Here is a 14,112-nt window from a genome sequence, read left to right as displayed (position 1 = left end):
TTAAACGCATGTCTCCTCATTAATATTACACTACTAATCTTACAATATCATAAGACCACATCTTGCCACCACTGTGACATCCTCATTATTTTTGTTTCATATAACCGGAAGGTGACACCCCGTACTCATTCTTAAAACATTGCCGGAAATAAGCTACACTACTGAATCCTGTCATATAGGAAATTTCAGAAATCGTATATTCACCGGATACTAACATTTCTACGCTTTTTCGCATCTTTACTTTACGGATAAATTCATTGGCCGACATATCCGCCAAACCTTTAATTTTTCGATAAAGCGTAGAGTGGCTCATACACATCTTATCTGCAATGAAAGCCACGTCCATCTTCTCCATCTCTATATTCTCCTCGATGATCTGTGTTATTCTTTGCATGAACTCATTGTCCAGCCTGTTCAGTGAATTCTCTGCTTGCTCCCGCACAGGTTTCACATCACCCAATAACAGTTGTGAAGCAATCTTTTTACGTATTTCCAATAAATTATTGATACAGTTGTGCAAAAGTTTGGCACTGAACGGCTTCGTCAAATAAGAATCTGCACCCGATGCATAACCTTCCTCCTTGTCATGCAAAGAGTCCTTGGCCGTCAGTAGGATAACCGGAATATGACTGGTACGCATATCCTCTTTTACTCTCTTACAAAGTTCGACTCCATCCATAATCGGCATCATAATGTCCGAAACTATAACATTCGGAATCCTTGTTTGTGCCAATTCCCATCCTTCTTGTCCGTCCTTGGCTGTAATCACCTCATAAATTTCAGCAAACGAGCTCCTTATATACTCACGAATATCAGGATTATCCTCCACTACCAATACAATAGGACACCCATCTAAAGACAGATCTCCCCCAGCCACATCCTCTGTTAAAATAGATAATTTCTTTGTTTTAGTTTCTACATGAATTGCATTAGGATAAGTATTCTCCGTCAACAAACGCAAGATAAATGTGGTTCCCACTTCTGGTGTACTTTCCACCTTCAGCATACCTTCGTGCAAATCGGTAAGTCCTTTCACCAGTGCCAGACCAATACCTGAACCTGATGCCTGAAACTTACTTTTAGCCTGATAATAACGGTCGAAGATATGCGGTAATGCTTCCGGATCGATACCATGCCCGGTATCTTTCACACTGATTTCCGTATATTTTATCTGCATTTCCTCTACCGAACGTAAGGTCAGTGTTATCTCTCCTTCCGAAGTATATTTGACGGCATTACTCAATAGATTATCCAATATGATAGTGACCATATCCGCATCATAGAACAGCTCGGCATCTTCGGTTTCAATATGAATATGGTAAGCCACCTTATTGTTGGGATTCAGCTCTTTATAACGCAGCCCGATTTCCTGTACCAGTTGCGCCAAATTTCCCTTTGCCACTGCCAGTTTCCGATTTTGAGTCTCTGTTTTACGGAACTCCAGAATACGATTGATTAGATTCAGCAGGCGGGTAGCACTATCGTGAATGATACTGATCTTATTGGCATGCTTGGGAGACAGGGTACCGTCACTCAGCAGATCTTCCAATGGCCCCAAAATCAGTGTCAGCGGTGTACGCAACTCGTGCGTGATATTGGTATAGAAACGCAGCCTTTCATTGTTCAGCTCCAAGTCATTCTGACTTTTTCTGCGTTCCAAATCCAATGAACTTTCCAAGTCTATCTTATGCTTATAGAAATGAAGTAATCCATAGAGAGCCAGGACAAAGAGCAATACGTAAACCAGTTTGGCATACCATGTGAGCCAGAACGGTGGCTGTATATGAATCACCAGCGAAGCCTCTTTCTCATCCCATTCCTGGTTGCGGATACGTGTCTTTACTTTAAAGACATACGTACCGGGAGAAATATTACGAAAAGTTACCTGATTCTCTCCTTGCGTGTTATACCAGGCTTTTTCTAACCCCTCCAGCATATAAGTAAATTCTACTTGCGGGCTTTGGGTATAGTCCAGCACATTGAAAGATATCTTGAATGTATTCTGATTATACGGTAAATTTATCTCCCCATCGGCAATAGGCATCGGCAATTCCTCGTCATGACTCTCTTTCATACGGTGATACGTACAAAAACGGGTAATGACAATAGAAGATACCTCACGGTTAGTAGGAATATCCTTGGGATTAAAATAACACGCACCATTCTGTGAACCAAAATACATGGTGCCATCAGAAGTCATGCAGGTAGATCCATTCATAAAATCACCCATAGGTACTCCGTCGTGATGGCTATAATTATAAAACACCTTCTTCGCCTCATCCAGCCGGGAGACTCCACCATTCGTACTGATCCATATTTGATGAAGCTTATCCTCAGTAATAGCACGCACCTGACTGTTTTCCAAGCCATTCCGTTCTTTAAAGACTTCGTACTTCTCCGGATTGGCCGTATCATGGAAAAGTGCCACTCCCTCACGCGTAGCAACTAATATCCTTTGTCGGGAATCCTGCATCATATGGTTGACGGCATTCGAACAGAAACCATTTTCAACTACGAAATTATATATAAGCTTATTGTTCGGATCGAATACCGAAACACCTTTGCCGAATGTTCCTATCCACAGTTTATCTTCTTTATCCCTCAAGATACCATGTATCTTTGTATCCGGCAGCTGACTTTGAATGAAACCTGCCACTTCCAGCTTTCCGTTTTCATAGATATAAAGTCCGCTTTCCGTCCCAACCCAGATACTCCCGTTTTTATCTTCATAGAAACAATGAACATTCAGGGTTTCCTCGTGAGACGTTTTACCGATACGGATCATTTTCTTGTTTTGCAGATCATACAGAAGAATACCGTTCAGATAAGTCCCCATCCACAACCGGTCCTGAGAATCTTTGTACACAACATTAATATGAGTATTGGATTGAGTCTGATAAGAACGCAATAAGAAAGTATCTATCAGCTTATTCTTCTGAAAAACAGCAAACTCACCTTCGCCCCCAACCAACACTTTATCATCTTTTGCAAATAATCCCCAAACTTGTTTACTACTCTGTTTACCGTCTCTTTCCACTGTGTAGGGCAACATATTAAAAATGGGCTGTGCATAACTTATAAAATCGACTCCTCCCCGGTAATTCCCCAGCCAGATATTCCCGAAGCTATCTTGAAAAGCACATCTGGCATTAGGTCCCGACAGGCCGTGCACATCATTGGTAGCAGGTATATTCTGAAAATGTATATGGGTTGGTGAAGTAAATGCATTCTGTTGCATATCGAGTATACTGACACCACCCATATTGGTGCAGATCCACAACCGTCCATCCCTCATCTGTTTTATATCCAGCACCTGATTGGAAAGCAACGAGTTCTCATCGCCCGGAATATGCCTGAAAGTGGTGAACTTTTCGGTTGCAGGATTAAAGATGGAGAGTCCTTTATTCGTACCTACCCATATATTTCTTTGTTCATCTACACACAAGGCAACGACAAGTCCTCCCGGAAGGCTATCCGGATCATCGGAAATGTGCTGATACCTTTTTATTGTATGATCCTTTAATGAAATGACACTCATCCCCTTGCCATCATGCCCGACATACAGATTTCCCCGACCATCATCACAGGCTATATAGTTTTTCAATCCACCCAGTCCTTTCACATTGTGTTCATAGTAATGAGTGAATTTCCCGGTTTCGATATCATAATAATGGATACCTACATGATAGGTGGTAATCCACAACCCTTTTTTGTCGAAGGAAGGGATGATATTGGTAATATCATTGGTTGCAATAGTGCCATCTCCCGCCCTGTATACAGTGAACGTATCCGCATCACAATCGAACACACACAGGCCTTCACGTTGGGTACCTATCCACACTTTATTGTCGCGCGGATCGGCACACACACAGTTCAGTTCATTGGCACTCAGCTTCGAGGTATATTTTTTATAAACCGTAAACTGCCTGCCATCGAATTTATTCAGCCCGCCCTCGGTGGCAAACCACATGCATCCTTGTTTATCCTGGGTAATCCCCACCACGTAATTACTGGACAGCCCGTCTTCTACCCCCAGTCTTTTAATCGTATAGGGTTGTGCTTCTGATTTTGCAACCAAAAGAATAATCAGCCCCAGAAATAGCAGAGTGTTCTTCATTTGAATCTGTTTTATTTTAAAAGTAATAGCCTGGAACCTGTATATAGTTCCTTACGAAGTAGTCCCAAAGATGCACTAAAAATTCAACATAAACCAACCAATAATTCGTCTTGAACGATTTTTGTATTCTACTTGCCTATTTTTCTATCTATGGCTTTCCATTTAGCATCTAATTTTGCAATGACAAAAGTATAAAAACTAAAAAATCTAATATTAATGAAAAGAAGAAATTCTCCAAGTTTTTTAGGTAACCGGCCTCTCATTGAGGGAGCCGATTTATCCGGATTACTAATTCAATCACCTTATTTAGTCTAATAAAAAAAGAAAAACGATGAAAGAAAACTCGTTCAAAAGAAACCGGAAGGCCCTCACAGCCTTACTGCTTTGCACTGGTTTCATCGCAGCTCAGCCCCTCGCAGTAATGGCTGAAGACAGTGTAACTTCCGTACATGCAGTTCAGCAACAGAAACAAACCGTCACAGGTATTATCAAGGATGCAACAGGAGAAGCCATTATCGGTGCCAGCGTATTGGAAAAAGGCACATCGAACGGCACAATCACTGATTTGGATGGTAAATTCACTCTAAGTGTCACTCCCAATGCAACATTAGTGATTTCGTACATCGGTTATCAGACACAGGAATTACCTGTTGTTGCCGGAAAGGTAATGGACATACAGATGAAAGAAGACGCCGAAATGCTGGATGAAGTAGTAGTGGTAGGTTATGGTACTACCAAACGCAAGAACTTTACAGGTTCGGTTTCTACCGTAAAAGCCTCGGAAACTCCGTTGGCACTGATGCCCACTTCCAACGCAATGGACATTCTGCGTGGTACGGCTACCGGTATCACGGTATCACAGCAACAAGGAGCCGGACAGGCACCTTCATTGCAGGTTCGTGGCCAGAAATCGGTAAATGGTGGTTCTACTCCGCTGATCGTAATGGACGGTGTGATCTATATGGGAAGCTTCCGCGACATCGATCCGACGACTATCGAAAGCATGAGTATCCTGAAAGATGCTACTTCACTCGCCGCCTACGGTTCGCAAGCTGCCAATGGTGTAATTATGATCACTACCAAGAAAGGTAAGTTGGGTAAGCCCGTCATCAACGTCAACACTTCCTGGGCTTTCTCTACAGCAGCAGCAAAACCGGACTTGTTAAGTCCCGAAGACTATGTAAAGAAAGTAAACCTGTTGAGTGGTCTGGCAGAGGATGCCGATCCTACATGGATGCGCGAGTACGAATACGAGAACTATAAAAATGGAAATACCATCGACTGGTTTGACTACTCCACGCGTACCGGAATCATGCAAAACTATTCAGCATCCGTTTCGGGAGCCACGGAAAAGATGAATTACTACCTCTCAGGTACTTATACCGACCAGGAAGGCGTGGTAAAAGGTGACGATTATGACCGCACCGTATTGACCGCACGTATCCAAACGGACATCACCAACTGGTTGCAAGTGGGCGGACAAGTGAACTATGCCTACAACGACTATTCCGGTCCCAGCGTATACGATTTGTATCAGGCCATCCGCCTGAGCCCTTACGGCCGTACCGAACGTGCCGACGGTGGTGGAGTGGAAAAATTCCCGGTGAACGAAGGTATCTATCGCATCAACCCGTTGTGGAATGTGGAAAGCGGTACCATTGATGACCACGACACCTACTCCACCGTTTCTATGAAGGGACACGCACTGGTGAAATGCCCCTGGATAGAAGGATTAACCTATCGCCTCAATGGTAGTTACTCCATCGAAAACATCGAACGAGACTACTTCACGCACGAAGGATATTATGTGAAAGAAGGTACGGGCGATGACCGCTATTCCGAATCTGCGGTATCCGACTATCTGGCTTCAGCCAATGGCTACAGTGCACGTACAAAGAATACATCATGGGTATTAGATAATATTATCAACTGGCAACGCCAGTTCGGCAAGCACTATGTAGACCTGACTTACGTATATACGCGTGACTCTTACGAATACAGCTACCGCCGCTTCGACGGTTCTGACTTTGCCGCACTGGGTAACACCAACCTCAGTTACGACGGACTGAACCTGGCAACCACACAGAAGATCAACGGTCTGAGCTATACACGCCACACCAACGTGGGTTATCTGGGCCGTGCCAACTATAACTACAACGACACGTACCACCTGAGCGTATCCGTACGACGTGATGGTTCCAGCGTATTCGGTGCCAACAACAAATGGGGTACATTCCCCGCAGTAGGTGTGGCATGGACTGCCTCCAACGAGGAATTCATGAAGAACATCAAAGCCATCAGCTACCTGAAACTGAAAGCATCCTGGGGTAAGAACGGCAATCAAAGCCTTTCTCCTTACGAAACCCTTTCAAAAATTACCCTGGGGCAATCGGGCGGTTACAGCTATTCATTCGGTAACACTTCATTAGTGAGCTGGGGACAACGCATCACCTCTATGGGTAACACCGACCTGGGATGGGAAGAAACCGAATCATTCAACTATGGCTTCGACCTGGGTGTACTCGACAACCGTATCCACCTGGAATTCGATGGATACTTCTCCAAGACTACCAATCAGATATTTAACCGTAACATCCCGGTAATGATCAACGGTCTGACCAGTATGAAAGCTACCATGGGACGCGTAGACAACTGGGGTATCGAAGTCAACTTGAATACCACCAACATCCAGACAAAGGACTTCAACTGGGGTTCCACACTGACTTTCTATATGAACCGCAACAAGCTGAAGGAACTCTACGGTGACGGACAGGATGATATTACGAACTCTCTCTTCTTGGGCAAATCGCTGGGTGCCATCTATGGCTACAAAAATATCGGCATCGTACAAGAAGATGATACCGAATACATCGCAGCCAACGGTGCAGAACCGGGTGACGTGAAGTTTGCCAACCTGGACGGTAGCGAAGACGGTAAAATTACAGCCGACGACCGTACCATCCTGGGATACAAGAAAGAAAACTTCCGCATGAGCTTCGGCAATACATTCCGCTACAAGGACTTCGAACTTTATATGTTGTTCACCGGCATCTTCGGTGGAAACGGCTACGGACAGGCTGTAAACTACTACGCTTTCCGTACTTCTTCCGACGTACAGGGCGACAATAACTTCAACCACGGCTGGTGGACTCCCGAAAACAAGAGTAACAAATATCCGCGTATCAACTACACCGACGGACGCTACACTCCGCTACAAGGATATGGCTTCGTGCGTCTGCAAGACCTCAGTCTGTCCTATACTTTCCGCCAGCCTTGGGTACAGAAAGCAGGTATCGGGAATCTGAAGGTTTACATGGCTTGCAAGAACCTTTTCACCATCTCCGGATGGGAAGGTGGCGATCCTGAAGTTCAACAAACACTGGGTAGCGGTTACACTTACGGATACCCGTTGTCGCGTACCGTTTCGTTTGGTCTGAATTTAACGTTCTAACTCTATTAAAAACACTAAAGATGAAAACAAAAAAATATATATTCATAGCTGCCGCGGCTTCCATGCTCGGCATAACGACGTCTTGTGACGATGAAGGCTTCCTGACGGAAAAGCCCAAAACAATCTACACCACCGACAACTCGTACGAAACGATTGACCAGGTGAAAGCTTGTATCACTAACTTGTACATCCACATTCGCTACTGGTATCAACAAGATTATTTTCTGAAAGGACTGGGCACCGATGTGCTGGATACTCCTTACTTCCGCAGTACGGGCAATGGTTACTGTAACTTTGCCAACTGGTCGAGCACCAACAGCAATTCCAACAAGATTTATGATGCCATGTTCCAGATGGTGAACTATGCCAACCAGTCACTGGAAGGTTATAATAAGGAAGGTCTGCCTTGGGAAAGCGAGGCACAGCGCAATGAGGCCTACGGTGAAATCATGTTTTTCCGTGGTTATGGATACCTGACAATGGGTGAATTGTTTGGCGGAGTGCCTCTGGTAGATCAATTCTATCAGACATTGAAACTGGACTTTGTACGTTCCAGCCGCGAAGAGACGTATAACTTCGCTATTACCGATCTGGAAGCTGCCGCTGCGGCACTGCCCGATTATCCATCCGAAGCCGGGCGCGTGTCAAAGGGAGTCGCTTACCATTTTCTGGCCGAAGCCTATCTGGCACTGGCCACCATCAAGAGCAATGACGCCGAATGCCTACGGAAATCCATCGAATATGCCGACAAGGTGATGGCATTGCATCCGTTGATGACGGAGCGCTTCGGTACACGCAGCATCCCGGGAGGGGGAACAACAAAGAATGGTGTAGCTGCTTACTATGAAGACGGCAATGTGTTTTTCGACCTCTTCCAGGAAGGCAACTATGACTACGCTGAAGGAAATACGGAAGCATTGTGGACCTTGCAGAACGATTACACAGTTTATCATGAATATGGCGGAAACAACTTCGTAGGTTATCCGCGTGAAATGTCTCCCGTTCTCCGCGATGTGGTATGGAAAGCTGAATATGCCGAAGCCGGAGCAGCAGCCGGGCCATGGGCAGGCAATATCGACGAAAGCATATATCCGGGCGGAAACGTATCGGCCTACGTAGGCGGACGCGGTGTGGCTAATATGGCTCCTACCACTTATGTGATCAGTGATGTTTGGGAAGGCGATTACGAAGATGATATACGCAATGCACCCTGCAACATCCGCCGCCAGTTTGTGTGCATGGATACGAAGCATAGCATGTATGGCAAACCGGTTCCTTACGAAATGCTGGATTATAATACTCAGAAGATAACAGAGTTCTTCCCCGTCTGGACTAAACTTGCTCCGATAGACGACTGGGGATATGACGACCTGGCCGATGGCGGTAACCGCTCTAATATGTATTGCGACCAGTATGCACACCGTTCGGCAGAAACCTTGTTGCTCCGTGCCGAAGCCAACCTGCGTGCAGGCGACAAAGGTGCTGCTGCCACCGACATCAACAAGCTGAGAAACCGTGCACAATGTACAAAACTGGCTACGGCAGACGATATGACACTGCAATACATCCTCGATGAACGGGTACGTGAGTTATTCGGTGAAGAAAGAAGATGGGTAACTCTGCTCCGCATGGGCAATGACGGCATCGAGAGCCTCAACAGTCATGCCATGTACATAGCAGACCAGCCTTTCTGGGGCGGGTACTTCAAGTCGGACAAGGCCAAGGTGACGAAATGGAACCTGTTCCCGATACCACAGACAGTAATCGATACGAATACAGGTGCGGTGATAGAGCAGAATGAGGGCTGGTAATGTTATCAGGTTTATATAAATAGCAGAAAGGTGTGCTTCGTTATCGTGAAGCACACCTTCTTTTTTTATTTCTCATTTGCAGGTGAAGGTTCTTCCCTTTTCTCCCTGTAAGCCGTTGGCGACATCCCCGTATGGTGCTTGAAGTATCTTCCTAAATATGATTGATCCGGAAAATTAAACTGATTCGCTATCTCCTGTATGGAAAGCGCCGTAGAGTGAAGCGTCACTTTCAGCTCAAGTATCACGTAATCGTCTATCCATTCCTTCGCTGTGCACCCCACTGTCTGTTGTATCGTCTTACTTAGATGCCGGCCCGTGACGCAAAGTTTATCCGCATAATAATCTACCGACCGCTGTTCCCTGAAAGATTCTATCACCAACGCAATAAACCGATCCTTCAACCGCCAGCGCAGATGATTCGGTTTCGTCTCCCGGTAAAGTCTTTCGGACTGATTACAAATCTCATAAAACAGCATCCGGCAACAATAAACAATCAGTTCGCGCTGGTACACATTCCCATCGTCCGCAGACTTCCGGCGCAACAGTTCCAGATAGTGGTTTCGCACTCCGTCCCACTCCTCACCCTGGAATGAACTGTAATTATGCTCGCGCATAAAAGACACTTTATCCGAAGGCAACGAATAGAAAATCTCATGCCTGAACTGACTGGAAAAGGCAAAGACCGTCAGTTCCAAATCCTCTGTAGCATCTTTATAAAGCGTAATCTGCCCGGGAAATACCAGTATCACACTTCCGGCAGACAGCGCATACTTCTGCTGGTTAATGTAAATCTGCACCTCTCCCTGCAGACAAAACAGAAATTCTCCTTTCTCCGCCCTGCAGGGATAGGAAAGAAGATCCGTCCGGCGACGGGTATGGAACAGGTATTCTTCACTCATAAAGTTCCGTTTTTGAAGTACAAAGATAGTATCTGAAAAGCTCTGGCACAAGAAAATCCCACATTTTGAACAACCTGCTTCGATTTTTGAACCGTGAAACGGTAGATAGTTGCCGTAACTTTGCAGCAGTTTAAAAAGAGAATTTTTACTTGTTGAAGGAATTTATTAAAAATGGCAAAAAGAGAATTAACAGCCCGTTATCTGTTTTTCATCGCGGGTTTATTTGTAAATGCATTCGGTATTAGTTTGATTATTAAAGCAAATCTGGGTTCCTCACCTATATCGAGCCTTCCCTATACGCTCAGTCTGAAATTCCCCATTACACTGGGGCAATTCACACTGTTGCTGAATGCCGTGCTGATAGCCGGACAAATAGCACTGCTGAAAAAGGATTTCAGGAAAGAACAATTTCTGCAAATCCCCATAGCGATACTTTTCAGTTTCTTCATAGACTGTTCGATGGCACTGCTGTCTGGTTTCACCCCTGCGGGATACGCTTCACAGATTCTATCACTGGTGACCGGCTGCGCCATACTCGGACTGGGAGTGAGTATGGAAGTGATAGCCAATGTAGTGATGCTGTCCGGTGAAGCCTTTGTAAAAGCCATCACCCTGCGTACCGGAAAAGAATTCGGAATTACCAAAATCGGCTTCGACACCACACTGGCACTTCTGGCCTGTGCAGCTTCCCTGCTATTAGCCGGAACCATAGAGGGAGTACGCGAAGGCACAATCATCGCCGCATTGATTGTCGGGCTTTTCGCACGCTTCTTCAACCGCCGGCTGGCGTTTGTGAATAAAATGATTACCTTTGCACCGAATAAAACTCCTATTCAGCCCTATGAAGACAATCGCAATCACCGACGCAGCGGAGATTGAAGCAATCATCCGCAAATGTCCTTACTGTACGGTAGGTATCACCGATCCGGAAGGTAATCCCTACGTAGTCCCCATGAACTTTGCTTACCGGGATGGCATCATCTATCTGCATTCCGGTCCCGAAGGCGGCAAAGTGGCAATGGCAGAACGCCACCCGCGCATTTGCATCACCTTCTGCGAAGGACACGAACTGGTATATATGCACCGACAGGTGGCATGTAGCTACAGCATGAAGTCGCGTAGCGTAATGTGCCACGGAAACGTCCGTTTCATCGAAGACATGGACGAAAAGCGACGTATACTCGACATCATCATGCAACAATATACGAGCGATGAATTCAAATACAGTGAACCTGCCGTGCGCAACGTAAAAGTGTGGGAAGTAAAAGTCGAGAAGATGAGTTGCAGATCATTCGGATTGCGCCCAAGCGAGGTATAATCTTCCCTGCACCACACAAAACATTCCTTTTTCCCCTTCCAAATTTATCAATGTAAATAAATCAGACTACATTGATACCTCATTGACATGCACTTACGTATTTTTATAAAATTAATATCTAAAACTATTTGTTTGCTATATTAAAATCTAATATATTTGCAAGAGAGAAAACAATCGTTTTGTTTTTAAAATACAAATAAATGCAATCAAATTATGAAAAGCCAATCTTTTAAACCAAAAAGTAGAGAGTCTCCATATCAGGCATATAGATCCAATCTACAGGATATATAGATTCGACACACAGGACATAGAGATGCAACACATCAGATATATAGATCCGGCACGACAGATATATAGATCCAAGAAACTAAGTCAAATCATTTAAATCATACTCATTTATGGAACAGAAAAACAAAAAATCTCTCCGCACCTGCGGATGCTGCCTGAAGAAACTCCCAATCGAAGCCTTCTACATCAACAAACGTACACAGAATCCGGATAATTACTGCAAAGAATGCCGCAAGGCAACCTGCAGGAAGCGCTACCATCATACACAGATAATAAATGATACACGCAGCTACCCCGTGATAACCGAAACCAATGACTACAATCTCCGTATGACCCTCATTCTCCACGCCCGCCAAGTGGTAAGAGAAAGTATAGCCCGAAAACGGAGGAGTCTTAGAGAAATAGCCATAGATTAATTCATTTTTCACTAAAAACTAAACACCCAAACACATGTGTAGAATAAAAAAACGGGGACTCGATTATTTCCCCATCGATATAGACTTCATGCAAAACCGCCTGGTACGCCGCATTATGAAGCGCGAAGGCGAAGGCTCACTTGCCACATTATTTGGCGCCCTCTCCTGCATCTACGGCGGAGAGGGTTACTACGTCCGTGCAGACGAACTCTTCTACGAAGACATTTCCACAAGCCTCTACAACCAAACAGCCGGTGACGTAAAACGCATCCTTGCCCTTGCTGCCGAATACGGTATTTTCCATGCCGGACTCTTCAGCGAGTTCGGCATACTCACCAGCAGCGAGATACAAAAACAATACCTCTTCAGCACCAAACGCCGGAAATCTTCCGCAATAGAAGAGCGGTATAATCTTATTGACGACGCTCCCGACTCATTCACGGAACAGAGCACAGAGTCTGAAGTTGAGAATGCAACACCCAAGGGCGAAAGTGTAACAATTAAGCCCGAAAATGTAACATCCGGTACACATAGCATAGCACAGAATAGAATAGCACAGCATAGAATAGAAAAACCCCTCCTCAATAGTTCCCCCGGCGGGGGAACTCAGAACGCGGACGAAATGTCCGCGGAGGAAGAGGAGGAGGAATTAATTTCTTCCGGGGGAGCTCCCGGCGTTTACATACAAACTACATCCGGTAACGACAAGCCTCACCGGAGGGAATGGACCGATGAAGACGTGGCTCGCTTGCAGCCGCCGGCTGATGGTCTGGATCGCAATCCGGACGGTCTTATTTTCAATCTCCGCCAGTTTCATATTCCTCCGCAAGAGCAATATGTCATTGTCCTGAAGAGTAACTTCGGCATTATCGGGCATCCCGTATGGAAGGGATTCTTCGATCTGCGGGAAAGTCATGGCAAAATACGGCAGCCCGGAAGGTATCTATTGAGTTTATGCATCAGACAAAAGGAAGCCACGAAACGTGAATAACGAAGATTGAAATTCATGAAGAAAAACGGCCTTTTTTATTTTCCAGTTCACGTAATAAGGCTTATATTTGCAATGTGGTTAAGCTTAAGACACAAACAGCAAATTATTTATCAACACATTTAAAACTTTACTAAATTATGGCAGTACTTTACAAAACAGCCCAATCCATATTGGCAAATAAGGACGGCAAAAAACTATTCTATCCGCGCGTCGTGCTGAAAGGCAACGTGTCAACAGACCAGATTGCCCAAGAGATCGCAGAATACTCTTCCCTCTCCAAAGGCGACACGAAAAATGTTATCGACAACCTGGTGAGGGTATTGACTACTCACCTGCAATCCTCGGAAAGTGTAACCCTGGACGGCTTCGGCACATTTCGTATGACCATGAAGTCGAACGGCAAAGGCGTGGAAAGCGCCGACAAGGTATCAGCTGCGCAAGCCACCATGACCGTGCGCTTCCTGCCTTGCTACACCAAGAATCCGGACCGTACCGTAGCTACCCGCTCGATGGTGACCGGAGTGAAATGTATTCCCTACGGAACAAGTCAGGCAGGCGGTTCCGGCGGCAACGATAATGGTGACTCCGGCGGTGACGGGGGCATAGAGGACGATCCGCTGGGTTAAAGATACAACGCAAACACATACACGGAACTAAACTATTACAGACTAACTAAACTATTTCCTTTTTTACCGGTAAGTTACTTATTTTTATCAACTAAACTATCCAATCAAAAACACATGAGAAGTATCAACTTAATAGTGGTGCATTGTAGCGCCACCAGGGCGGATCATGCTTGAAATCATCCAAAAAAGAACACG

The 14,112-nt window shown here is 45.2% G+C and carries 9 protein-coding genes; 7 read left to right on the top strand and 2 right to left on the bottom strand.

Annotation, left to right across the window (positions count from 1 at the left end; all coding sequences use genetic code 11):
- Nucleotides 1–85 precede the first annotated feature (85 nt).
- Nucleotides 86–4,117 (bottom strand): hybrid sensor histidine kinase/response regulator transcription factor, encoded by a 4,032-nt coding sequence (locus tag BWI44_RS02780; protein ID WP_286811206.1) that lies wholly within the window; start codon nt 4,115–4,117, stop codon nt 86–88.
- Nucleotides 4,118–4,448: 331 nt separating this feature from the next.
- Here BWI44_RS02780 and BWI44_RS02775 point away from each other — a divergent pair, with 331 nt between their 5' ends.
- Together BWI44_RS02775 and BWI44_RS02770 are read left to right on the top strand one after the other, a co-directional pair.
- Nucleotides 4,449–7,568 (top strand): SusC/RagA family TonB-linked outer membrane protein, encoded by a 3,120-nt coding sequence (locus BWI44_RS02775; protein ID WP_195209618.1) that lies wholly within the window; start codon nt 4,449–4,451, stop codon nt 7,566–7,568.
- A 20-nt stretch (nt 7,569–7,588) separates the two neighbouring features.
- Nucleotides 7,589–9,379 carry a RagB/SusD family nutrient uptake outer membrane protein gene (locus tag BWI44_RS02770; protein WP_195209619.1) on the top strand — a complete coding sequence of 597 codons (1,791 nt, stop codon included), beginning with the start codon at nt 7,589–7,591 and terminating at the stop codon, nt 9,377–9,379.
- 65 nt (nt 9,380–9,444) lie between these two features.
- Here the strand turns inward: BWI44_RS02770 and BWI44_RS02765 are convergent, their stop codons facing one another.
- The gene (locus BWI44_RS02765; protein ID WP_195209620.1) at nt 9,445–10,278 is read right to left on the bottom strand and encodes an AraC family transcriptional regulator; all 834 of its coding nucleotides are present in this window, start codon (nt 10,276–10,278) and stop codon (nt 9,445–9,447) included.
- Between the two features lie 171 nt (nt 10,279–10,449).
- On the opposite strand from BWI44_RS02765, the gene BWI44_RS02760 reads away from it, so the two are divergent.
- The 5 genes from BWI44_RS02760 (at nt 10,450) to BWI44_RS02740 (ending at nt 13,917) form a co-directional block, all read left to right on the top strand.
- Nucleotides 10,450–11,157: a YczE/YyaS/YitT family protein gene (locus BWI44_RS02760; protein WP_117693417.1), complete on the top strand. Its 708-nt coding sequence runs from the start codon at nt 10,450–10,452 to the stop codon at nt 11,155–11,157.
- Entirely contained in the window at nt 11,120–11,596 is a 477-nt protein-coding gene (locus BWI44_RS02755) for a pyridoxamine 5'-phosphate oxidase family protein (RefSeq protein ID WP_115502292.1), read from the top strand. Before BWI44_RS02760 ends, BWI44_RS02755 begins: the two co-directional genes overlap by 38 nt.
- 398 nt (nt 11,597–11,994) lie before the next feature.
- A complete protein-coding gene (locus BWI44_RS02750; protein ID WP_195209621.1) occupies nt 11,995–12,300 on the top strand; it encodes a hypothetical protein in 306 nt (101 codons plus the stop codon).
- Nucleotides 12,301–12,334: 34 nt separating this feature from the next.
- A complete protein-coding gene (locus BWI44_RS02745; protein ID WP_195209622.1) occupies nt 12,335–13,291 on the top strand; it encodes a DUF4373 domain-containing protein in 957 nt (318 codons plus the stop codon).
- A gap of 137 nt (nt 13,292–13,428) precedes the next feature.
- Complete coding sequence (locus BWI44_RS02740) at nt 13,429–13,917, top strand: HU family DNA-binding protein (RefSeq protein WP_195209623.1); 489 nt, start codon at nt 13,429–13,431, stop codon at nt 13,915–13,917.
- Nucleotides 13,918–14,112 lie beyond the last annotated feature (195 nt).

Origin of the sequence: Bacteroides sp. Phil13, assembly GCF_001940965.1 — a bacterium.
Classification (GTDB): domain Bacteria; phylum Bacteroidota; class Bacteroidia; order Bacteroidales; family Bacteroidaceae; genus Bacteroides; species Bacteroides intestinalis.
The sequence above is the reverse complement of the archived record's forward strand: the minus strand, read 5'-3'. Positions and strand labels throughout refer to the sequence as shown.

Bases quoted from the DNA above. Each gene is read 5' to 3' on its own strand.
- BWI44_RS02770 (WP_195209619.1), top strand. From the start codon at position 7,589: ATGAAAACAAAAAAATATATATTCATAGCTGCCGCGGCTTCCATGCTC.
- BWI44_RS02740 (WP_195209623.1), top strand. From the start codon at position 13,429: ATGGCAGTACTTTACAAAACAGCCCAATCCATATTGGCAAATAAGGAC.
- BWI44_RS02780 (WP_286811206.1), bottom strand. From the start codon at position 4,117: ATGAAGAACACTCTGCTATTTCTGGGGCTGATTATTCTTTTGGTTGCA.
- BWI44_RS02760 (WP_117693417.1), top strand. From the start codon at position 10,450: ATGGCAAAAAGAGAATTAACAGCCCGTTATCTGTTTTTCATCGCGGGT.
- BWI44_RS02755 (WP_115502292.1), top strand. From the start codon at position 11,120: ATGAAGACAATCGCAATCACCGACGCAGCGGAGATTGAAGCAATCATC.
- BWI44_RS02775 (WP_195209618.1), top strand. From the start codon at position 4,449: ATGAAAGAAAACTCGTTCAAAAGAAACCGGAAGGCCCTCACAGCCTTA.
- BWI44_RS02765 (WP_195209620.1), bottom strand. From the start codon at position 10,278: ATGAGTGAAGAATACCTGTTCCATACCCGTCGCCGGACGGATCTTCTT.
- BWI44_RS02750 (WP_195209621.1), top strand. From the start codon at position 11,995: ATGGAACAGAAAAACAAAAAATCTCTCCGCACCTGCGGATGCTGCCTG.
- BWI44_RS02745 (WP_195209622.1), top strand. From the start codon at position 12,335: ATGTGTAGAATAAAAAAACGGGGACTCGATTATTTCCCCATCGATATA.